Origin of the sequence: Pseudomonas syringae group sp. J309-1, from assembly GCF_032582135.1 — a bacterium.
Classification (GTDB): domain Bacteria; phylum Pseudomonadota; class Gammaproteobacteria; order Pseudomonadales; family Pseudomonadaceae; genus Aquipseudomonas; species Aquipseudomonas quasicaspiana.
Map to the genome: position 1 here is coordinate 28347 of NZ_JAWHNU010000005.1, position 23909 is coordinate 52255.

Sequence of the window (23909 nt, forward strand, 5' to 3'; positions counted from 1 at the left end):
CGCAGACATGAAAAAGCCCAACTCGTGAAAGCTGGGCTTTTTCATTGAATTAAATGGTCGGGACGGAGTGATTCGAACACTCGACCCCTTGCACCCCATCTCCTTTTTAATACTTCTTGAAAGCTTCCGGAATTTTTATGGATTTTTCTGAGCCAGTATTTGCTTGAGCTCCAGCGGTGTTCTGCTCTAAGAGAGTCCAGTAACATCCATCAAGAGCCGACGTTTTTGTGGGGGTAAAAGTATGGGGAGTCCATTTTATGGCCGACATTATCTTCAAAGAACTCTAGGTACTGTCGCTATAGTCGGGAAGAGATGGCCAACGCAACAATCCTAGCTTTTGCGAACGGGCTTACATCATCAACTAGTGAGCTTCGACTTCTGGCCGATAGCTGCCCACAATGAATCGCAGCTATTAGCAATGGAGGGGGATGATCTTCGCGCTTCCTGCTGAGGAGCTACTTTTGATGATTGTAGCTATTTCGTGCGCAAGCAAAATTTTCCGATCAATAACGTTCCTCTGCCCATGGTTCTTGTAGGCCAATTATCGGATACTGCCATTGCGCCAGCACCCATATTTCAAGGTTGAAACGACTCATGGCAAGGAAGAAAGCAAAAAACTCCACAAGTAACGGCATCCTGATCATTTTCGCTTTGGCCTTCGGCGCAGTCGTATCGGTCCCGAAAAATGCTTGGATCGCCATTGGTGTTATTTCTTGCATTGCAGCGGTTTTTTGGCTGCTGGTTCGTCGCTCAAGGCGGCATGCGGAGCAATTATCAGTGGCCACTTCGGAGACGGAACATCTGCGAGAGCATCAAAGATCAGGCCTCACTTTCTCTATGCGTGAGGTTTCAGGGAGCCATATGGGCACTGAGGAAGCCTCTGATTTTTACACTGTACAGCTTGGCTCAGCATCTTCAAAGTCCTTCAAAATTCCAAATGCGAGCACGCAAAAGCCTGATGTTCGCTGGGTGCCAGCAGGTGAATCTGTCACTATTTCCGGTTTTTCAATTCCCGGTGGCATGTTCTATATAGGCAGCGTGCTAGGTGGCCGACACGATGCCGAAGAACCCTCACTGATAAACCCCAAGCTCCGTATCGCAAAGACACACGTCGATCTAGAAGAACGGCTGATGTCCTATTGGCCCAGTTTTCACTCCATCACGTCAGAGGCTCGCCGTGGATACCTTCAATGGCTGGAGGGCGGTCGTCGTTACCCACTGGCAGACACCGGCTACGTCTTTTTGTATTTCTATGGTCTAGAGCGTCGAGCACTCGTTGACGCAGTGAGTGACCCGGGCGTCAAGGCTGAGCTTCCTTTGATCGTAGGAGAAGTCCAGCGCCTATTGAGTATCTACGGGGAAAATAGGTCGTTCAGGGGATATGTGGAAGGTTTTCTGGATTACCTGAGCAACACCAAGATCGATCCAGACCTATACCTTGGCCCACCTCCCAACGTTGTCGCGTATAGCTACGAGATGCCACTGCCACTGCGCGTAGGTCTGGGGCAATTCGCTTCCAACAAGCGCCCCCTTGATGCCGGTTGGGCATTAGCCTGGGCGCTAGCTGACCCCAACATCAGCAAACGCACGCCCGTGACTCGCTGCAAGGATGTCTTTTCGAGACTGTTCAAGCTTAAGTACACAAGCGCCCATCCTAAGGGTCTTGTCCTGGCGCAGAACAAGACCAAACTTAAAACCAGCTATCGGCCGGCCTCCGCGGTCTTAATGGCCCCCACGCTTAGCTTGGGTGACCTTCCTGATGTTCTGGCCACGTCAGGTACACGAAAAAGCCTGCAGTTGCTGGTTGATCTATGCACTACCGAGCTCGAACCCTACAGCCGATATTTGGGCCGCAACCCTGATAGCGCAGAAGCTCTCGAAGGTCTTTTGCAACTTCCCGTCGCTCTCTGGCCGACGGCAGCCCGTACAGAATTGGACGAGCTTCAATTCAGAATTGGCGACGACCTGATTATCATGAGCTTTGGCGAACTCGCAGGCCGGTTCAAGAGCGCCGGCGCCCTGTCCCGCGACAAAGTACTTGGACTTGCCCGCGCGCTGGAATCGCTTCACATCGGTATTGAACCCGACGTACTGGCTGGCAGTAAGACACCGAAAGCAGAAGATCAAATCGCGCTGTTCGTGACTCAACCAGAAGACGGGTCACTGCGGGCTTCTGCAGCCTACAATGCTGCTTCGGTGACGCTCGACCTTGCTAGTGCTGTGGCTTCTGCCGATGGTGATACCTCCACTGAGGAAGTTACGCTTCTTGCTCAACACATCGACTCCTGGAATCACCTGAGTGTGGCCCATCGCAAACGCCTTAAAGCACACCTGCGAATCCAGATCCAGCAACCACCAACGCTGGCCAGCTTAAAGAAAAAACTCGACCCACTAACGGTCGAAGCCAAACGTACGATTGCCAGCTTCCTGGCCCATCTGGCGCAAGCAGATGGCATCGTCAGCCCATTGGAAGTCAAACTTCTTGAGCGCGTTTACAAGGCCCTGCAGCTGGACAGTCAGTTGCTGTACAGCGATCTCCACGGTGCTGCATCTGGAGCAAATATTGCCTTCGTAAAACTAAAAGCCGGCATTACTCGTTCCGAGCCTGGTACCCCGATCAACTCCACTGCAAATCAAGGGTTCGTGCTTGATCACGAGCGCATTGCAGAACTGCAACGAGAAACCGCAGAGGTCTCCGCCCTCCTTGCCAAAGTCTTCACTGATGACCAGGTTGACGAACCGGAACAGTTGATCGATGTGGCAGAATCAGTGCAAGAATCGAGTGCAGACATTGATGGTCTCGATTTGGAACATTCTGCATTCCTTCGGTTACTGATCTCACGCCCTGAGTGGAGCCGCTCCGAACTTGAAGCTGCTGCCAGCGACATGGAGCTGATGCTCGATGGTGCCCTGGAACAAATTAACGATATGGCTTTTGAACGTTTCGACATGCCCGTTACTGAGGGTGATGACCCTGTCGAGATCAATACAGACATTCTGGAAGAGTTAGCCCTATGAGCACTATCAGAGCAAAGGATCGCGATGCGGTCATCCAGTCGCTACGCGCAGGCGTCGTTCCTCGCGTGGGCCAACACCTGATTCAGGTTGGCCGGGTGGGCGAACTAGATGCACTGATTAAGGACGTCAATCGCTTGGTTGAAAGTGGATCGGCATTTCGAGTCGTCATTGGCGAGTACGGTGCGGGCAAGACGTTCTTTTTGAACCTGGTACGAGCGATTGCCATGGAGCGCAAGCTTGTCACCATGCATGCCGACTTGAACCCAGATCGCAGATTACATGCCACGGGTGGACAAGCACGTTCACTTTACTCCGAGTTGGCTAAAAACATGTCGACGCGCACGAAGCCCGACGGAGGGGCTATGCAAGGCATTGTTGAGAAATTCATCTCTCAGGCCAAAACCGAAGCTAAGGCGGCGGGTACGGAAAGCGAGACTGTTATTCGTGCTCACTTGGCCGAGCTGACCGAGATGGTCAACGGGTATGATTTTGCGGAGGTGATTGCCGCCTATTGCCGAGGTTTCGAAGAAGGCAACGAGCAGCTCAAGGCCGACGCCATCCGTTGGTTGCGTGGAGAGTTCACCACTAAGACTGATGCCCGAGCAGCCTTGGGTGTACGAACCATCATTGATGATGCCTCCGTCTACGATCAGCTCAAGCTCCTGTCGAGATTCGTCAGACTTGCAGGTTTTGGCGGTCTGATGATCTGCCTCGACGAACTGGTCAACCTCTACAAACTGGCCAATACCCAAGCTCGTAATGCCAATTACGAACAGATCCTCCGTATTCTCAACGACTCTCTGCAGGGATCGTCCGAAGGGCTTGGTTTCGTTTTAGGTGGCACTCCTGAGTTTTTGATGGACACTCGTCGGGGGCTATTCAGCTACCCTGCCCTGCAATCTCGATTGGCCGAGAACTCGTTTGCGAAATCAGGATTGGTGGATCTTTCGGGGCCGGTCATTCGCCTGACCAGCCTTACCCCGGAAGACTTCTACGTACTGCTTCAGAAACTTCGTCACGTATACGCTGGCGGAGATGCTGAAAAGTACTTACTGCCTGATGAGGCGCTCCCACTGTTTATGGCGCACTGTAATCAGCGCTTGGGGGAAGCCTACTTCCGTACGCCGCGCACCACGATCACAGCGTTCATCAACCTGCTAGCCATCTTGGAGCAAAACCCAGGCGCCGATTGGCGGACGCTGCTTGGAGCTGTCGAGGTCGCCAGGGACTCAGGCGGCGAAGACGATACTAAAGTAGATGCGGACGATGAACTTGCCACCTTCACACTCTGAGTCATCGGGTTTCGATCAACTTGAGTCCCGAATCCAGAGATGGGTTTGGGCGGAAGGCTGGACTTCCTTGCGCGACGCCCAGGAATGGGCGGTACCTGTTCTGGTGGATGCCGATCAGGATGTCATCATCGCAGCAGCAACAGCGGCAGGCAAAACCGAGGCTGCTTTTCTTCCCATACTCACCAATTTGTTGAATCGTGATGATCCACCCGGTTCGGTGCTGTATATCAGCCCGCTCAAGGCCCTGATCAACGACCAGTGGGACAGGTTAAGCCGTCTTTGTGAGCAGCTTGAGATTCCCGTAGTGGCTTGGCACGGGGACATCTCATCAAGCAAAAAACATCGCTTTTTGAAGTCCCCTGAGGGGGTGCTTCTGATTACTCCTGAATCCCTGGAAGCCCTGTTCGTCAACCGCGGTTCAAGTCTTGGCGGGGTGTTCCAGCACCTGCGTTATATCGTCGTGGATGAGCTGCATGCGTTCATCGGTAGCGAACGAGGCAAGCAACTTCAGTCGCTAATGCACCGGGTAGAACTTGTTTCCGGCCACCGTCTACCTAGAGTCGGGCTCTCAGCCACCCTCGGCGATATGAAGATGGCGTCGGAGTTTTTGCGTCCGGGAAATGCCGATGGCGTTACCGTCATTGAATCAAAAAGCTCTAACCAGACTCTCCAAGTGCAAGTTCGTGGTTACATTCAGCCCCTCATGAGCGAGCTCAAGAACAAGCCCGTAAAGCTGTCTGACCAAGCGGAAAATGAAGACGAGACAGAGAACGAGGCAAGCCCAGACTTCGCGATCGCCGATCATCTTTACAAGGTGTTACGCGGCAGTAACAACCTGATTTTCCCAAACAGCCGATCTCAGGTTGAATGGTACGCAGATCAGCTGCGACGGCGCTGCGAGAAACACGGCGTGCCTAACGAATTCTGGCCTCACCACGGTAGCCTTTCGAAGGACTTACGTGAGCAAGCAGAGCATGCTCTCAAGGCAGGGACTCATGCAGCATCCGCGATTTGCACCACGACGCTTGAGCTCGGCATAGACATCGGCAGCATCAAAACAGTCGTGCAGATTGGTGCCCCACCATCGGTGGCGAGTTTGCGACAACGTCTAGGGCGATCGGGAAGGCGCCCAGGAGAAAAAGCAACGCTGCGCGTTTACTGCAAGGAATCGCCACTCAAAGATGGATCGAGCCTCTCGGATCAACTGCGCCAAGGCTTGGTTCAAACCATTGCCATGGTTCGACTGCTGGCCAAAGGGTGGTTTGAACCTCCCAGGGCTCAGGGCATTCACGCGTCCACCCTCGTTCAACAATGTCTTTCCGTGATTGCCCAGCGCGGCGGTGCGTCTGCTGCCGATCTCTGGAAAAGCATGATTGCTGAGGGAGCATTTCCAAAAGTTGAGAAACCAGATTTTGTGAAGCTGCTCAAGGCGCTCGGAGAACACGAGCTCATTGTTCAGGACAGCTCAGGGTTGCTTCTTCCTGGGACGGTTGGAGAGCGATTGATCAACCACTATGAGTTCTACAGCGCATTCACAAGCGACGAAGAGTTTCGCCTTGTATGCGATGGTAGGGCACTGGGATCTGTGCCGGTAAGCCGTCCACTGACCAAGGATCAGCGCATTATTTTCGGAGGCCGTAGGTGGCAGGTTCGTGATGTTGATCTCCGGGCAAAAGTTATCATCGTTTCCGCAGCACGCGGTGGTGCCCCTCCTCAGTTCGATGGCCTGGGTGCGATGGTGCATGACAACGTACGCCAAGAAATGCGAGCCGTCTTGGCAGACACAATCCCCTGCCCCTTTATTGATCAAGGGGCTCAAGAGCTTCTCGACGAGGCTAGAAAGACATTTGTCTCGCTGGGCCTTGGTAAGCGCTACATAGTTGAGTCGGGCGGTAAGTGTTATCTGATGAGCTGGCTAGGTGATCATGCCAACGATGCACTGCGCTTGTTACTCAATCATGTCGGCCTTTCTTGTGATAACGCAGGCCTTACCATTGAGGTTGACGCCGACATCGGCCGAACCCAAATGGCACTGAAGGAAGTCGGAAGCCTGGATGCTGCTGATCTAGACTCGATACTTTCGGAGGTGGAAAACATGCTGCGCGAAAAGTGGGATTGGGCACTGCCGCAATCCTTGCTGATGAAGTCGTTTGCTTCCATATCGCTCGATATCTCGACCGCAATTCTTTTTGCACGGAGTCATTCTCTGGAAAAATAAGTGGAAGAAACCGCACTGCATTGCGCCGACGCGACTACGCGCGAACACGCTGACATCCCGCCACTGGGCTGGTGATGAGTGATCATTACCAGCCCAGCCTTGCGTAATTCTGAGCCTGTTAACACGGCTCAGAAACCACATGTCGACGACAAGACCTAACGTCGAACTTCAACCTTGTAGAACAAATTTTCTATCATCAGGCGGCGCCGATCGGACATCACGGCCCCTTGAATTTGACTCGCCAGTCGCACATAGAATTTACACTCTCGTTGATTGGCTAAATCAGAGATAGGGCGTGCCGCCTGAAGAAAGTCCTCATACGTGCGAGTGGTGTTTGCCATCAGAGCGGAGAAATTCGGGAGCGCTTCAGCATCTGCCTGTCGTGTTGGCGGCCAGGCCGGTTCAAAGCTCAGTGAGTCCTCCTTCAAGTACACCGTGAGGAACATTTCTGCTTTGCCGGCCTCGTTCGCCCAGCAAGGCGGCAGATCGCCTCCCTTGCCCTTGTTCAGCTTGTTTTGTAGAAACTGAACCTGCCCTTTCAGGTCACTGTTGGTTTTCTGCAACGTCGTCGGATTTGCACCTTGTTTCTCGGCTTGGGCATAAGCTTCAGCGTTCTTCACAATGTCTGAAATCTGCTCCGAAGTCGGAACGCCTTCTTGCCCTAACGCGGTCTTCAACAATTGCTCAGTTGCCTTGAGAGCACCTATGCGTTTGATGACGTCCGTGGGTTGTGCGTCCTTTTCCTGGTCAGGATCGACCACGAGTTTTTTGAGCTGGTCATAGGACATCATTGTTTCAAGGATAAGGCGCTTGGCATCTTCACCCTTGTTTTTGCTACCAGCCTCCTGCAAAGCCTTATCGATAGCGGCTAGCGCAGTCAGCTGTTCATCTTTCTGAGTGAGTAGCACCTTGAGGCGGCCGGCCTCTTCTTTTGCCTTGGAGGCATCGATGAGCTTCGAAATGATCTCGTCTGGATTTTTCACCTTCAGAGAAACCATTCGCGCCTTGAGCTCATCACTCGCAAGCTTGATAGCCTGTTCACGCTCATCGATATTTTGATAGGCGGAAATTTTTTTCGCCATCTCCGTATTCTTATGCGTGAGCTGCCAAACTTTGTACCCCATCAGCAAAAGAAGAATGAAACACAAAATGATCCAAATTTCGGTAAGTGACAGCTGAAACACCTGATCATTTTTAGAACTCATCAGGCAGTTCTCACGTCCGACGCAGGCACATGGTCGAGGGCCAGCGTCGCGTTGGCAATTGACTCGAGTGATGGTCCGAAAGCTTCTTCGCTGGCCGCTAATAAACGTGTTTCAGGATTGCTGATGAGATCAATCTTGCCCATCAGCTCATCCAGCAATCTGGCATTCGCCGCCTCGATGCCGCGGTTGCTCGATTCAACTCTGGCAGCTAGCGCCTTATGCACATCACTGCTGGCCACGACCGCCTCCACCAACGGCATCAACGTCAAGCGTAAATTGTCCGCGAAGACCTCGTTACTCTTAACACCGGAATCGCTGACGGCATTTAGTGCGCCCGTTACTTCCTGAGTTAAACGCTCCACTGTGGTTTCGTCACTCACAACAGTGCGTAATTCTTCAAGCTTTTCGACAATTTTCGCGAATACCTGCTGGTTAGCTTTTATGTCCTCCATGAAATCCTCTCGTTGATCTTCCAACGCGTCCAGATAGCTTTTTTGAATTTGTTCCACTCGATCCATGACGTCACTGCCCTGTGACTTCATCGATTGCGCCAAGCGCTCTTGGCTTTCCACAATAGAACTAACCGCGGCGACTGCCTGCCCGATCGTTTCAGTTTTGGTGTTCAAACTACGGATCGCAGTGCCCACCATCCGAGCGGCAGCCTTGACGTCCAACGCCAATGTAGAGACCCCTTCGTTCAGGGTGTCGGTGGTTCCGGATAGCGTATCAATAGCGGGGTTAAGTTTTTGAGCGAACAGGTTATCCGGGAACAGAGTCTGATCGAGCCGCTCCTGTGCTTTTTTACCGAAGTCGAGTGCATGCGATTCCATGCGATCGAGTGTCTGAGAGCTCTTCTCAGAAAGCCCGTTGATGGTGGTCAGTAAATCCGTACTGGCGTCATTGGCTTGTTTAAGGATGCGTTCGAAAGCTTCATTGCTTTGACGGGTAGCGCTGGCGAAAAACGCATCCATAGCATTGGTGCTGTGCTGAGAGATCGTGGTGATTTGTTCATGGACGCTCTGCACTGCTTCCTTGGAAGCAGCCATAACTTGATCCCTGAACACCTCCAGCTGCTGGCTGGCAGCGTCAAAAGCCATAGTCAGGTTTTCAGCCGACTGAACAGCACGCTCCTCAACGCTCCTGACCGCGTCGTTTGTATCAACTTTGAAGCCTGTATGTAGCACCCTGGCTAGCATTCCTATGGCTGTGCTCACCATCGCGGCGCCAAACCGAACGGCCATTCCATTGAGATCTTCACCAATGGAGTTAATGTCGAGCAGACAGATGATGATGCTGCCGACAGTGAATAAGAACCCGAGGTAGTACACCGAGTCCGCAAATTTTGCGAGGGTGAGCTGGACGTTCCACTTCTCCCGTACGCGGTAACCTACAAACCAATAACAACACATCACAAGCAATGGAAGCACAAAGCCGAGCCAGAAAGGCTCGTTGAGTAGGAGGCTGGTTACGGCCAAAGTAGCCTTGAGTATTACCGCCGCAATGAAGTAGGTTTGCACCCGGCGCACGTGCTTGTTGAAGTCCAATTACAGCCCCTCCATTGCAGTAATTCCCTCAACCGAAGCCCCGTTGGCCTCGAAATATTGAGCCCAGAAATTGCCAAGATCGTTGGTTTGTGGCGTTTTTTGCTCATTTGCCAGTAAATTAATGGTCACGATGGCTCCGCTTAACCCTGGTGCTTGGGCGTTGCGACCATATGATGATTTGGCAAACTCCGCGTAGTTATGTCGCTTAATTTTGTACATTGAGAAATCGGGCATGTTGGCCAACATGTCTGAGTAAATGACGAGCTTGCGGTCACCTTTCACGTTGGCATGATCAAACCCGTTGATGCCTACCAGTTGGAGCATCTGGAAAATGGGTGACAGTTTGCTGTGCTCGTCGAGGGGGATATGGCGCACAACGGAATCGAGCGGTTTGGCAAATTTTTCATTGAAATCCCTATCAACAAACTTCTTGGTCGCTGTAAGTTGACTGCGATCACCCCACTGACCAGGATTGCAGCGTTCAAAAATGGGCTTTTCGTTTTGCTCAAATTTTTCCCCAAGCAAAAACACGGAAAGCAGGTGCCCCTCAGGCACCTCGTTCAACACCATCGTCTTGAGCCGCTGGGACAAAGCTGCCTTTTGGGTGAAGGGGAACGGCGAGGTGTTATCAATTAGCACGACGTATTGGCCTTTAGGGCCGTTACTGGGACAAAGAGTCTCCTTGTCCAAGGTTTCGTGGTTCATTTTGTAGTACCCAATCCCACCGAGCACCAAGGCGACTGCAACCCCAATCACGCCGCCCCAAATCCATTTCCCGGTATCACTTTCACGCTTGGCATAAACCGACATCACAAATCCCCTTATACCAAGTCCTGAAGCGGCTGAAGCTGGTTGTATTGCTGATTGAACGAGGATTGGATTCTCGCCCGGATCGGCTCAACCTCAGCGACCAATTCGCGCAAAAGCTGTTCCTGTGCACCCAGTCGCAACTCATCCTTTTGGACACTGAAATCCGGCATATCCAGGGGACCAAATGTCACTGGATGGTCGAAATAATCGGGTGGTGGAGCGTCCGTAGGACGCGCCATCATGTTTTCGTTCTGGTAATAGCGCGTCAGGCTCTGCAGCGTTTCATCAGCCATGACCAGCGTTTCGGATACCTGTTTTTTCACGATCGACTTCTGGTTCATATTGAACTTGAAAGCTTTGATCGAATTTTCAGCTGCCTGCACACCGCTATCGATTTTTAGTAGCACTTGCGCCTTCTCGACTTCCAGCCTATCTCGCAAGCTTTCGATCAGCTCAATGTAGCAGCGGTGAGCTTCCGCATATTGACTCCATACTCCTGCATATCCGGGATAGCGATCCGTGAAGTTGTATCCCTCCCAAACGCCGATACAGCCAAACGCGATGGTCCCGAAGAACAGAATCAACGACTCGAAATCCTGAATGGGGAATATGCCTGCGAGAAAGCTTTGCCAGACCAGAGGAAAGGCGTTTTGACTTCCGCCTTCATCCACGGTCAGCACATAACGGAAATAGGAGATCAACACCCCCAATCCAATCATGACGGCTACTGCCAAAGCGAAAGAGATCCAGCCCCAAAACTGGCGTGTTACCCTGACGTGGTTCTTGTTTCTGAAACCAAGCCCTGCGAGAAAACACGCAAGTACGTTGAAAAACGACAACATGAAGGCCATCGTAAAACCGCTGAGCAAACCACCTTCCAGTCCTGAGCCGAAGAACGTGGCATTTAGCGCGCCTTCTAGGACGCAACAGCCAAGCACGACCATCAGCTTGAAAAATTGGCTACCACCAGTGGGGCATTTTGCAGGGATGCTGGGCAGACGGTTTTCGCTACGAAAATCGCTGAGGATCTGAAATTTTGTTTTTGTGTCAGCTGCGAAATCCTTCATACGCCCGCCTTCACGAGTGAGGTGATGATCGGACGTACGAACAAACTCGTTCCCTAACTCGATGGCGCGGTTCATATCCAGCGTAATGTCGATCGAGTCCAGGCGATTCTGAATTTGCTTAACACGCTGCTCGCCATACTTCACCGTTTGCTCTCGCATCCGGCCAAGCTCCGCACGGACGGCGTGCTCGGCAGCGGTTAATTGCGTATCGCCGCTCCTCGGGATGCCTTTCGCGCCGTGTTCTCTAGCGATTTTTTGAATATCCAGCTTTTTTTTGAGCTTCTCAGGGTCGATCTTCGGGATGAGCGGTTCGCTATGCTCTGTTTCCTGGCTCGAAAAAAGGGCAGCAATGAAAGCAAAGAATCTTTTGAAAAAATGCATTGAAGACATCCATGCGCTTTATTAATCAATGACTTATGACATTCATATGCGCAAGCGTGCTACGCAGCATAAATTGCCGTTTTTATCGTTCAGGAGGGTGAGTTCAGGAAGAATCGTCGTCCGTAACGTGCAGCCGTGTCAAATAGCCATCAAGGCGGCGAAATGATGACTGCACCACTGCTCCATAGCAAGCAGGAACGAGTAGTTTGCGGACTAACGGACGGGCTAATAGCCGGCTGCTAGTCAAAGCAAGAGTTTTTACTCGGCTGGTGGCCCATCTAGGTTGGATCATCCGCGCAGAACTAGAAGGGTCCGAACTATTCGCCAAGCAGCCTCAACTTGTAGGCCGCTGCCACGCCTTTGAAGCCAGATTGTTTATGATGGACTACGACCTACGCAGTCTAGTCCCCCGGCGGCTATACGATCCCAGTGCCGCCCAAGCCTAACTACCGGGTATGCAGGGTGACCCGAGCGACCTGAGATAAACAAGCTGATGGTTGACCTGTATGTAGTTCTCAATCAGCTAGAAAATAGCCTTAAACACTCAAAAACGTTAGGACCTGAAGAGAAAGACCAAACAGCATTGGTAAAGAGACCACGCGTGAGCGTCAAAGCCTACGCCCGCCCACGCGGAAGCCGTGAGGATTCCACCCAGAGCCGGTGGTTTTGTGGGGGGTAAAAACGGCCAGAAATAAAAAAGGGTCGCGAGATAGCATCTCGCAACCTTTTGATTTATATGGTCGGGACGGAGTGATTCGAACACTCGACCCCTTGCACCCCATCTCCTTTTTCATACTTCTTGAAAGACTCCAAAATTTTACTCTGGATTTTTATAAGCTAGTATTTACTTGAGCTCCAAGGATGTTCTGCTCTACGAGAGTCCAGTAACGTCCATCAAGAGCCGACGTTTTTGTGGGGGTAAAAGTAGGGGGTGTCCGTTTCATGGCCAAAATCACCATCAAAGAACTCGAGTCGCTGACCGCCAACGATGTCGGCAAAATCCTCAGGGAGGACGGCAATCTGGCCGGTCGAATCACAGTCCGCAAGGATGGTGTGTCGGTTAGCTTTTTCTATCGGTATCGGTGGGGCGACCAGAACAAAGAGTACTCCTGCGGAACCTGGCGGCGCAAAACCCTGACGGGCATTCGCAAGGCCCGCAACTAGGCCAGAGCGCTCCTCGACGTGCAGATCAATCCCAACTAGCAAAAGAAAACCGCCAAGGCACAGGCATACGACCCAGCTAAAGTAGAGGCAGAACATGCAATAACGACGAAGGTGCAAACGCTGACCGTCCAGGATCTGGCCAGCGCCTGGCTGTTGGATGGCGTCGCGTGCAAAGACCGCAATGCCGAGTCGCAGCGCCGTTTTAACAAGGGCCTATTCCCGGCACTTGGCAGTACCGCGGTGAACAATGTTTCCGAACAACACCCGTTGGGTACTGACTAAAAATTGCTGCTGCAACTCGACCGTTGGCGGCATCCTCAGACTGCTTTTATCTATTGACAACAGGCAATCCAAACACTTTTACTGAGCCAATCTTAGCCTTCTCCGACCTAATGAACACTTTTTTCGATACTGAGCAGGAAGTGGATTAAGTGCCAGATACATACCTGAGTGAATGATCTAGAGGTCTCTATTGAGCGTTACCTATCTACGTACAACGCCAACCTTCGACATTTTCGCTGGTATCGAAATGGCGAGGACATTGGGGAGTGTAGGTCGAGCAACTGAAGCGATGACTCGAAAATCATGATCGTTATTTGTAAATACATCACACCAGTTTCCCGCTGCCCACTAGCATCGCCCCCCAGAGCAAGGCGGGATAATGCCAACGTGGAGCTACTCATTTTTCAGGTCCAGGAGAAAATGGTAGATATGGACTGAGCTCCGCGTATCAATCATCTTCACCTCTTTCAAAATCTTCAAATGCGGCTTATCTTCAGGCGCGACCCTCTCTAGGGGAACTTTGTTTTTTCCTGAGAAACCTATGTAGCGATGCTTAACGACTTTTTCTTCGTACCAATTGCAAAGCTCATCAAACCTGGAAGCAACCGAGTACACCACCACGCACAACACGGAGGCGCCGACAGTGTTATACCCCGCCAATTTGTCCAGATGCTCGATGACGCTGCCCGTGTTCTTCCTCCCCAAGCGAAATGCTTCAAGAATCGAAAGCGTGCCATGACGACCTGATAAGACGGCATCAACCTCACCTACTCCACCCCGGGATCCTGAAGCGCCCATTCGGGACTGATCCGTCACGCTCCATTCGTAACGGTTAACCCTGCTATGCCAGATCTCAACCAACCAGTCGTTTATCATGTTTTCTTCATCGAGCGGCATGACTTGCTTTCCGCCGTGCTTACGACGTCTCAGGTTGTTCTTTCTCTTGAGTAGACTCTCGCAAACCTGCCTGACATCGCTAAGGACGGTCTCTGCAATCTCGTCGGTGTTCCACTCGTTGGGCGAGCGCGGTAAAAATGCCAATTTCCTGCTGACCGCATCGTCGACGGCAGTCGACAGTTCATCTATATCCAGCCAACTACCCAGCAGCTCTCGCCCGGTTTTCATGGTCGACTCATCAAGCAGCCCTGGGGCATCGCCATGGATGCTCTTCAAAAAGTCGAAGTATTGTCCAACAGGCAGGCTCCCTGCGCACCGTTGCAGGTAGTCTCGATGCACTTTGGCAATTTCGGGTGACGCCCGTTGAAAATCAGGAAGCTGGTTCCAGTAGTACTGATAGGCCGAAGAATCCTCAGCCTCGGACAAAACGCCGAGCACAACCGTAAGATCAACAACCGACAGTTCAGGAAACTTTAACGCTTTGTAATCGGCGTACCAATCCTGATACAGCCTCTGGAATTCTGATCTTCGACCGCCTCCAGCTGACTTGATATTACCTAGGCTGGCCTTGAGTTTCCCAATCAGGTATTCGAGTTGTCGGCGCTCTTTATAAAGCCTCGTAAAGTCGCTCACCGCCTTATCAGGGTCCACATCGATCAAAACATGAGCGATGAGATAACGCTTGAAGTACTCGAACTCGTTTTTCCTGACGCGCAATGCATCCTTCTCAGTTTCAGCCTGCTCATCAACTTCAATCCTGCACTTCGCAAGGGCGTTGATCTTGTCCTGACCGACTTGATCGACAGTGTCGAAAATCTCTTTCAACCTGAACAAGTCCGACAATATCCTGAAGCTCTGCCTGTGCTGCGTGCGCGCGTTCTCAAGCCCATAGTCCGCTAAGTACTTAGCGATTTGGGGAAGACCATTGTTGGCCGCTAGGATGGACATGGCACGAATCTCAGGCGTCCAGAAAAGCTCCTCATCCCTTATATGCCAAGTAGTCAGTATGCCGTGGACCTGTGTTCTCCTCTGCTCCGACACCGTTTCGCTATACAGCCTGAGCAGGCAACCCAATGCACAGGGCTCTTCCTTCAGGATATGGAGGAGATGGTTGAATTTCTCGTCATCGAAGTCATTCGCGGCACGGGCAACCGCCAACCAAAGCCTGACGGGGGTGTATTCGGACTGTTCGTTAAAGACGGAGAACATCCCCGAAAGGCATTGGGGGTCAAAGCCAAAACGTTCCACCAGAAGTAGCAGTGCGTCCGTAGCCTGATCCCGAATGCCTTTTTCGTTATCCCGGGTTAAAATCTGCAACAGCACGCGGGTGTGTATCCGGGCAGCACCGACCAGTTTTCGACGATCAGAAGAATCTTCTACAGCTATAACAGGCTCGTAGGTCTCCATCACGTGAAGAAATCGACCGAACAATCCAGGAGAACTGGTTTTGCTCAACAACCACCAACCCAGCTCATCAAATACCAAAGGTTCATCGCCGCCCGAACCATTCTCCCCCGTTTTTTCCTCAAGTACCTTGAGGTAGTCGTGGATCAAGTAGTTTCCCGCAGCCTGAATCCTCTGCCGCGCCCCCTTGTCGCGAACAAAAGTTGGGGGGGCCATCCCCTCCAGGCACCAGGATAAAAACACCCACTCGCCCAGAGGGGTCTCGCCTAGACGATAGTTGCGAGTACGACCGCGCTTCATCACGATAGCTGCGGTGGATGAGGCTCTGTCCCCCAGGAGAAAACCTCCGTTGTCATCAACGTAAGGCATTTCCTCCAGCACCGTTTTCAGCTTTTCAACGAGCGAGCCCGAAAAAGTGTGGCGGCTGGGTGATCGAACGAATTCTTTTTCCACCAACCACACGACCAAATCATGAATGTTGCAAATAGCCTCTGGGGCGGATTCACTCACCCCAGATGAATGAACGATAGAATAGATATGTAACGCCTGATCCATCAGCACACCCTTCCAGATGTGTGAATAATCGACAGCATCGGACAGGTTCAGAAGGATGCGCGATGCTTCCTTGTAGACTTTAATAAACCCTAGGTGGCTTGTGCCGAGCTCGGACAGCAGGAAACAGGAATACTTGGTGAGGTTCACCTCAACCAGCAGGTATCTCGCCATTCGGGGCGACTGATCGATCAGTGATACAAGCTGCTGAGTGCGTAGAAAAGACGAATGTGAGCTATGCGATAACCGTTCGTTTTTCACTATGGCCAGAACCATATGGAAAAGATAGCCATAGTCCGAGTATCTGCCTCTTTGCGCATCCACCCACCAATCCATCATATCCAGCTCATCGACCGGCGCTCGACGTGCCAAATCGTCCAGGATCCAGTTCAATTGCCTGATATCAAGCTCGCTGCAGTACGCCCGAACGACATTCCCCTTCGTCTCTGGAACAACATCACCTTTCGGTGTTGCTGTGAACGACATTGGAGGCCCAGCGTCATAGACAAGGATGTCGAGCCTGTTGCTTGCCAGTGCGACATCGATAGCACAGTCCTGCCAGGAATCCCGAAGTGAATCATCCGCCAGGATAAATTCCAGTATGACGTCAAGAAATTCCTCCTGTTCTTGGCAACCGCGAGGAAAGATGTCAAAAACAAAGGAGTGCCCAGATGAAATGGCCATCTTGACCATCCAGTTAAAGAATACACACTGGGAATCCCCTGGCCGGCCCCGCATCGCTTTCCAGAGTGCTCTGCCAACACCGGCAATATCGTCCATCGTTACCGAGACGCTTATACCGTCCCCCATCGGCTCCAGATGGTCAGCCAGCATAAGTAGGTGCGAAACATCCTCCTTACTCCGCACGATCCTTACATGCGGCTGAACGAGACCATCTCCCCGGCGGATTCGGTCCAGGAACGCTAGTGCTTCGAGTTGACTCCTGAGTTTGTCAGGCATGTCCTCTTCGGGGCTGACCAGACGGACCATCTCTAATAGCCCCGCAGAGAACGTAATGACTCGCAGTTTCAGCAGCTCGTCAAGCGAGACGCTTATGGACAGCGATTCATGTCCGCCATCGTACGTCGGCCACGGCAGTTTGCTCTCCAACAATCCACGCACTACCTCTCTGGTGAGCGCCAAAGGGTAGATGTCGGCACGAAACAGTAAACTGGCTAGTATTTGATGATACGAAGCATCTCTGAGGGGGTTATCAGGAGGCAGGTTTTGATTATAGAACTGTAGTTTTTTCTCCAGATCCTCAACAAGCTTATGGACACTCATCAATGCTACTCAAGTCAATAATCTGGAACCGCACACTTCGATAGGTGAGCGCGTATCAGGCAGTGAAGCCACTCAATCCGTTCGCTTAAGGCTTAAACGGATGAGACAGCAAGTATCTTTCAGCGTGTATCGAAAAGATGCAAGAAAAGACGGAGGGTTACTTAAACCCCACTGAAGACTAGGGTAAAAACGGCAGCGCAAGGCCGTACGGCAGCCCAAAAGCCTGTGAGCGGCATCAAAAAATGCCCCAAGGCTCTAACCGCTAGCTGTGAACTGTCCAATTGCTAGGCCATGGGGGGCAATGTATCGGTTTTTCATTCAGAAATCAGCCGCTCTGGCATGATCTAGGACGCGCTTTGCTCCATCCTCGCCCTTGGTGTCACTAGCTTCCCCATCTGCTCAAGCTCATCGTTGTGAGTGGCTGTAGCTGCTCAACGCCTCTGAATAAGGTCTTTGGTGTAACTGTGCTATGCGCTGATCTAGCGCTCGCATTTGATCGCATTGAAATCAGAGCTCTTGGAAGATATCTCGCGAAGCGCTATGTTAGTGGCGTTTTGATAATCGATCCTCCGCCGTGGGGCTGGGCGATACAGGGAGTTTGAATGAGCATCAAGGTACGCGTCCTGCAAGCCAACCATGGTGACTGCATCCTCGTCACGCATGAAGGTCCTGATGGTGTGTTTAACCTGCTGATCGATGGTGGAAATTCGGCCACTTTCAAGCGGGGAGCACCAGCGAGGCACAAGGGAGCCCTTTGCGTCGTTCTTGACGAATTGAAAACGAAGGGCCAATGCATTGATTTGGCTATCCTGACCCATATTGACGACGATCATATTGGCGGATTCTTGAGAGCATTCAAGGCGCCGGGTTATCTGAGCGAGATGGTCAAATCCATATGGTTCAATTCCTCAAAGCTGATCACTGACTACTTCAACACACCAGATATCCCCGCGAACAATGTTCGCCTAGGCATGAACTCGCCTGATACCAGTGTGCAGCAAGGCAAGTCGCTTGAGGCCGTGTTGAAGGAAGTTGGTTGCAAGCGTGCACCATTGATTCGGGCTGGTCAGACGATCAAAAGCGGCCCTTTCACTTTCGATGTGCTTTCTCCTGATGAGGCTGCCCTTAAGAGACTTCTGTGCATCTGGCCGGAGGAAAAGAGCCCAGCTGAGACATCCGTTGCGACCGACTACCAATTGAGTTTCGAAGAGATACTGGCAAAAGATTCATTTGAGTCGGACACGTCTATCGCCAATGGAAGTTCCATCGCATTCATTCTTAGAGCCGACGACGCTACTATGCTTTTTCTGGGCGACGCTCATGATGGAGTGGTGGTTTCGGAGTTACACGCTTTAGGCTACAGCCCCGAATGCAAACTACCCGTAGACCTAGTCAAGGTTTCACATCACGGGAGCCAGTACAATACAAGCCGAGTTTTTCTAGAGTTGATAGAGAGTACTCGATTCATCATCTCTACTAACGGTGCGATCCACGGACTCCCAAATAAGAGAGCTGTCGCCAGGATTCTAGCAGCAACCAATGCGACAATATATTTCAATTACGAAAAAATCATTAGAGAACTGCACCTGCCCGAAGAAAAAAACTCCTATCTTGGGCGTCTAGTGGGACTCAATCAAGAGTTTATTTTTTAATGACTACTGATGAGTCGATTATTTCGTATGCAGTAAAGGTTAATAGCGGTAGCGGAGTGCTAGTGAGCGCCCTGTCACCAGCTTTCAGTTATGTCCTGACAGCACACCACGTTATCGGTGATCCAATTGTTGTAAATCGCAACGGTCAGGAATTAAACATTATTGGTGTTCCCTATCGTCATCCAGACTATGACTGTTCGATTATAAAAGTCGAGTATCAGCCTGATATTTCACAACATATATGGCGAGGAGAGCTAGACGCCGGATCTAGGATCTCGTACGTAGGCTATCCTAGGTCGAACGTTGGCTCGGATAGGCCGTACAAGATTTATACAGGTACATCTAACGATCAAGCTCATCAGCTTATTGTCTGCAATTTGGACAACAGCCCGAGCCAGGAATTCATCGAAGGTATGTCAGGCGGTGGTGTCTACTGCTTCCGAGGAGGCCATCCATTTCTGTGGGGGATAGAAGCCCGGATGGATGACGAAGATGCCGACGCGCGTTACGGTCGAATTCGATGCCATTCCATGGAGTGTTTCGATCAGATTATAGAAGCCAATCAGCTAGCGAAGATGGCTCCTTTTTACATGCGATGCTTCTCTAATTTAAAGAGCGATATTTTTCACTTTAACGCTGCAAACCCGGGGAACGTTGAGAAGCTGAGGCTGAAACTTGGTCAACTGGCCGAGTGGTTAATAGAGCAGAATATGCCAGCGCCTCATGACTTGATGGTACGGTATAAACGAGAGTTGCTGCTAGGTGATAAAGAGCCTGATTCGACAGTATTGGATAGAGATCTTTGGGTCGCTTACCTGGAGTTCGCGGTAGTTTGTTCAATACTTGATGCTGTTGACGTGATCGATGAGACTTATCTAGAATCGCTGGATCGTAGGCGCCGCTTCATGTACTCCTGTAGCGATGACAATTGGTTGTGGAAATTATCAGATCTAATTAAGTCCGCCAGAGAAATGCTGGATGCCAACGGTGCTATTCTCGTAAATAGCCCACAGGAAAACGCCGCGGATTTGCCTGGTGCCGAAGATATCCAGGACGTACTCGATGATATTGCTTCTTCACCGAATTTCAGAGCGATGACTCGAATCGACAGCGCCCACGGCGACATTGTAAAAACTTATTCTTTCGCGCATCTGAAAGGTTTGCGTAATAAACTCGTGCTGGACAATCACCGAGAATATGGAAGGTCTTCGTCCGGCCAACAGCTGGCGATATTCAAGGAGTATTATGATCGCGCTATCAAAGAAGGATCATGATCTCGATTTTTTAACCTCTGAATTTGAGGGTTTGAGATTCGAGCTGTTTTCCGCTGATGAACTGAGCTTCATAAATTGCATAGTCTGCTGGTTTGACTCCCCTCAGGAACTGGTTGCGAAGTGGAAGGCGCTCCAGAGCATAATTTCTGTTAGGTTCAAGCCTGAAGCCCGCTTCTCTAAGTGGAACATATATCTGGTAATGCTGTGCCCAGATTTGGTAGATATTCGAGACAAATATGTCATTGAGAATGATCGTTACGCTGCGAGGAAAATAGTCCTAGATGGGCTAGGAAAACAGCTAACCACTGAGGAAGTCGAGACCAAAGTCAATATAGAGTTGCTTGGCGCAGATCTCGAATTGCGGAAAAGCACCCCATCTCCAATTTCAAACATCAAACTTGCCATCGCGCCGCTGATCAAAAATGCGCCTATTGACTCGACAAGCAAGTCGAAGGATAAAAGAGGCGAGATCTTGAGTAAACTAGTCGAGTACTATAAGCAAAATGAAAATAAAGAAAGTTGAAATTGAAGGCTTTCGTGCCTATAAATTCAGAAAGGATGGAATTTTCGACTTTACCCTCGATGACGACACTCCCTCAAATTTTGTCGCGCTGTATGCCCCCAATGGATTTGGGAAAAGCTCTTTTTACGATGCAGTGGAATGGGCATTTACAGCAAACTTGGAAAGATACACAGCAGAGCATAATAAGAAAAATAATCATAGTGCCGCCCGGGGGACCAAGCAAGATCAAGTTCCGTTGAAAATCCTCCGCAATAAGGATGTGCCAGATCATATTATCACTCGGGTGGAGGTAATCACCACGCGTGGGGATTTTCCAAGGTCGCTTCCGAAATTGAGATCCAACTCCATGGATCTGAATCTGGGACCAACCAAGAATAAAAATGGAAAAGAAGGGAAGGGTTTTGAGAAAATCATTCTCTCGCAAGATGCTATTGATCGTTTTCTGAGAGAGGCAAAGCCGCAAGAGCGATATCAGCTCTTTATGCAGCATTTCGGTGGCGAGGCCGAGGCGCTGCGCACGGAGATCACGGCGATTCTCACCGAAAACAAGATGACCTTGGACAGTCTTCGAAAGCAGAAATCGGATGTCAAAAAACGCCTTAAAGCTCAAGTCGACCCAACGATCTTTGAGAAGTTCAATTCTTTAGCGGAAAGTTTGAACCATGAGGGTGAATCGATCTCGCTTGTCACTGAAGCTTTCGACTCAAGCGCGGAATACAAGCTCGTTAGCTCGATCATTGAACGCAAACACGCTTTGTCGTCCAGCTGTGCGGTAGAGCGACAAAGGGAAAGGTCATTATTAGAGCAAGCATCCCGCCTGGAAGAGTTTCAGCTCAATCTAGATGTAATTACTGAGCAAAGCTCCAGGTTTACCTTTCTGACCAAGGGCGCTACTGATTCTCAGCATTATCAGGCTCTTTCTGCCGCCTATGATAAAACCCAGAAAGATTGGCAACAATACACTGCGCAGTTGACAGAGCTGGACGCTATTGAAAAGTTCATTCCTGGCTTTCTCACCGACGAATCGGAGTCAAAAAAGGCGACTAGTGAGCGAGAAGCATTAATTAATGAGAAGGCCGATATTTCTTTAAGTTTAAATGCAGCCCAGTCTAGTGTTAAACAGTGCCAAGATGCTCTGACTGCGACTGATCAGCGTGCATTAGCCCTGCGTTCAATGATAGCTGGTAGTTCAGCGATTTATTCAGAAATTTCAATGCATAAGGATGGTTTGCTGGCGCTGAAATCTCAACTCCAGAAAAAACATGATTCCATTAAGATAGACAAAGGAGAGCGGGAGCGTATTACATTAAATCTGAATAAATTGTCGGCGCTTCCCGTCACTTCAGAATCGTTAAAAGGGCCGGACGGCATTCTTTTTGAGCTACCGCCCTCCCGCATTCAAGAAGTTTATTCTGCTCAGCAGGAACTGGAGTTACTGCAGAAGCACGATTTTGCAATCAGAACCACTCAGTCGGCGCTTACACGGCAGAAGCAAGCAATAGAACTGTTGGTTTCGCATGGTCTGACTTACCTCACTAGCTGGCCTAGCGATAACTGTCCTTTATGCCGAGCAAATCACCCCTCTTCAGACGCCCTCACATCTGCGATCAGGAATAATGATCTCCTGACTGAAGCGGAAAGGCAGAATGCGATTCAGTTAGAGCAGATCGCAGCGCGTATAATCTCACTTAAATACCTCGTCGATTCAGCTTTGACCGAAGCCAAGGATCGACTTGACAAGAAAATTATTGGTATAAAAACTCAACTTAACCAGCTATCCTCACGAATCCATTCCGTTGAACAGGAATGCCATTCACTTGCCACAATAATCAGTACCACCGAACAAAATATTGCAGCACTGCAGCTCAGAGTTTGGAGCTTAGACTCCAACGAATTACACACGCGTATCGATGCGGAGTTAGCCAGTCTTTCTCATACGAGCACTTCACAACGAGAGCAGCTTAGTCTGGCCAATAAACGTCTTACTGATGTGCAGGCTCAGATGGTTAAAATCAGTAATCGTATAGAAGCGCTGCACCTACTTTTGGCGGGCATCACCGCAAAGGAACAAAACAAGACAATTGTAGCGTTTGCATCGAAAGAGGCGGTACGGGACTTCGTTCACCTTCAGGGACATTGCTTCCAGAAACGGGCCAATCTCGAACGCTCTGCCCATGAGAGCTCAACTCAAATGGAGGCTTTGTCTGCGCAATGTCATGAGCTACACAAGACCATGCTCGAAGACGGGAACTGGATTGATTTCCAGTTGCTAATCGCTCAGAAAGCTGATGTGTCCAGAACTATCAGCGATGCAACGTTCGTTGTGGACTCTTTCTTAGGTAGCCTCAGCAGACTGTTAGGGGAAGATATTGAGCCTAACCCAACTTTCATCAAGTCCAAAATTGAAATGGCAATTCAAGCCGCGGCTAAACAATCCGCTTATTTAGGGACGAAGATCGACAGACTTGAGCTACTGACAGTCCAGTTAGCAGCATTTAAACCTTATCTGGAAAGCCTGGTATTGCGTGAAAGGCTTGCTGAGATTGATAAAAAAATCCTAGAACACCAGCTAGTCGATTCGAAACTGTCAGCTGATCGTGAACTGGTCTTCGCGGAACTTCGGGAACGTATCGGATCTTTCTTTTTTTCTGATCTTATCAACGCCATATACAGTAAAATTGACCCTCACCCCTCTTTCAAAGAAGTTGATTTTATTCCCGATTTCGATAGTGCTCAGCCAGGGCTCAATATCGTGATAAAGGATGATTTCGGTGGTGTGATCTCGCCAATACTGTATTTCAGTGCCGCACAACTCAATATTCTAAGCCTCAGCGTTTTTCTGGCCAACGCTCTGCACGCCAAAGACGACAAGGGCAATTCGCTTGACGCCATTCTGATTGATGATCCTATTCAATCGATGGATTCAATTAACGTGCTCGCGGTAATCGATCTACTTAGAAATATTTCGCTACGTTTCGACAAGCAAATTATAATCTCAACTCACGACGAAAACTTCTTTGATTTGCTTAAATTGAAAATCCCAACCGAAGTATTTGGCTCCAAGTTCCTGCAGCTCGAAAGCTTTGGTGTCGTCAGTCAGATGCAGAGCGCCCGTGATTTCGTTGCAGGATTGCCAAGATCCGCTATAACAGATGATGGCACTCACGACGAATAGCTCCGGCTTGATACCAGGGGTGTTCACGCCGACGCTGAATTGACCCACGTGCCGAGGCAAGACTGCCCCATCTCCAAACCTTCAAAAATCCAGCACAGACAAGGATTCGCGAGGAGTCAGACTGGGTCAGTGAAATCTCAGCAACTGGGGCAATTCGGCGTAGGCGC

12 protein-coding genes and 1 pseudogene are annotated in these 23909 nt (G+C 50.5%); 8 read left to right on the plus strand and 5 right to left on the minus strand.

Annotated elements, in window-relative coordinates; all coding sequences use genetic code 11:
- The first annotated feature begins 594 nt into the window (after positions 1 to 594).
- The 3 genes from RX972_RS04070 to RX972_RS04080 are packed head-to-tail and all read left to right on the plus strand — an operon-like array spanning position 595 to position 6528.
- Entirely contained in the window at positions 595 to 3018 is a 2424-nt protein-coding gene (locus RX972_RS04070; protein WP_316872636.1) for a TerB N-terminal domain-containing protein, read from the plus strand.
- Entirely contained in the window at positions 3015 to 4310 is a 1296-nt protein-coding gene (locus tag RX972_RS04075) for an ATP-binding protein (protein WP_316872638.1), read from the plus strand. Before RX972_RS04070 ends, RX972_RS04075 begins: the two co-directional genes overlap by 4 nt.
- Positions 4285 to 6528, plus strand: coding sequence for a DEAD/DEAH box helicase (locus RX972_RS04080; RefSeq protein WP_316872640.1), 2244 nt, complete (start codon positions 4285 to 4287; stop codon positions 6526 to 6528). The genes RX972_RS04075 and RX972_RS04080 overlap by 26 nt, the downstream gene beginning before the upstream one ends.
- A gap of 155 nt (positions 6529 to 6683) precedes the next feature.
- Here RX972_RS04080 and RX972_RS04085 read toward each other — a convergent pair whose 3' ends face one another.
- The 4 genes from RX972_RS04085 to RX972_RS04100 are packed head-to-tail and all read right to left on the minus strand — an operon-like array spanning position 6684 to position 11535.
- Positions 6684 to 7733 carry a hypothetical protein gene (locus RX972_RS04085; protein WP_316872642.1) on the minus strand — a complete coding sequence of 350 codons (1050 nt, stop codon included), beginning with the start codon at positions 7731 to 7733 and terminating at the stop codon, positions 6684 to 6686.
- Positions 7733 to 9277, minus strand: a complete 1545-nt coding sequence (locus RX972_RS04090; protein ID WP_316872644.1) for a hypothetical protein — start codon at positions 9275 to 9277, stop codon at positions 7733 to 7735. Before RX972_RS04090 ends, RX972_RS04085 begins: the two co-directional genes overlap by 1 nt.
- Positions 9278 to 10087 (minus strand): hypothetical protein, encoded by an 810-nt coding sequence (locus RX972_RS04095; protein WP_316872646.1) that lies wholly within the window; start codon positions 10085 to 10087, stop codon positions 9278 to 9280.
- Between the two features lie 11 nt (positions 10088 to 10098).
- Positions 10099 to 11535 carry a hypothetical protein gene (locus tag RX972_RS04100; RefSeq protein WP_316872647.1) on the minus strand — a complete coding sequence of 479 codons (1437 nt, stop codon included), beginning with the start codon at positions 11533 to 11535 and terminating at the stop codon, positions 10099 to 10101.
- Positions 11536 to 12477: 942 nt separating this feature from the next.
- Here RX972_RS04100 and RX972_RS04105 point away from each other — a divergent pair.
- A pseudogene (locus RX972_RS04105) lies at positions 12478 to 12957 on the plus strand (integrase arm-type DNA-binding domain-containing protein); the annotation flags it as partial.
- Between the two features lie 417 nt (positions 12958 to 13374).
- Here the strand turns inward: RX972_RS04105 and RX972_RS04110 are convergent.
- A complete protein-coding gene (locus tag RX972_RS04110; protein ID WP_316872648.1) occupies positions 13375 to 17118 on the minus strand; it encodes a hypothetical protein in 3744 nt (1247 codons plus the stop codon).
- A 602-nt stretch (positions 17119 to 17720) separates the two neighbouring features.
- On the opposite strand from RX972_RS04110, the gene RX972_RS04115 reads away from it, so the two are divergent.
- From RX972_RS04115 to RX972_RS04130, 4 genes are read left to right on the plus strand one after another with little or no spacing between them, the layout of a single operon-like run.
- Complete coding sequence (locus RX972_RS04115; protein ID WP_316872649.1) at positions 17721 to 18770, plus strand: ComEC/Rec2 family competence protein; 1050 nt, start codon at positions 17721 to 17723, stop codon at positions 18768 to 18770.
- Positions 18770 to 20044, plus strand: coding sequence for an ABC-three component system protein (locus RX972_RS04120; protein ID WP_316872650.1), 1275 nt, complete (start codon positions 18770 to 18772; stop codon positions 20042 to 20044). Before RX972_RS04115 ends, RX972_RS04120 begins: the two co-directional genes overlap by 1 nt.
- Entirely contained in the window at positions 20016 to 20567 is a 552-nt protein-coding gene (locus tag RX972_RS04125) for an ABC-three component system middle component 1 (protein ID WP_316872651.1), read from the plus strand. The genes RX972_RS04120 and RX972_RS04125 overlap by 29 nt, the downstream gene beginning before the upstream one ends.
- Positions 20548 to 23742 carry an AAA family ATPase gene (locus RX972_RS04130; RefSeq protein WP_316872654.1) on the plus strand — a complete coding sequence of 1065 codons (3195 nt, stop codon included), beginning with the start codon at positions 20548 to 20550 and terminating at the stop codon, positions 23740 to 23742. Before RX972_RS04125 ends, RX972_RS04130 begins: the two co-directional genes overlap by 20 nt.
- The last annotated feature ends 167 nt before the right edge of the window (positions 23743 to 23909 follow it).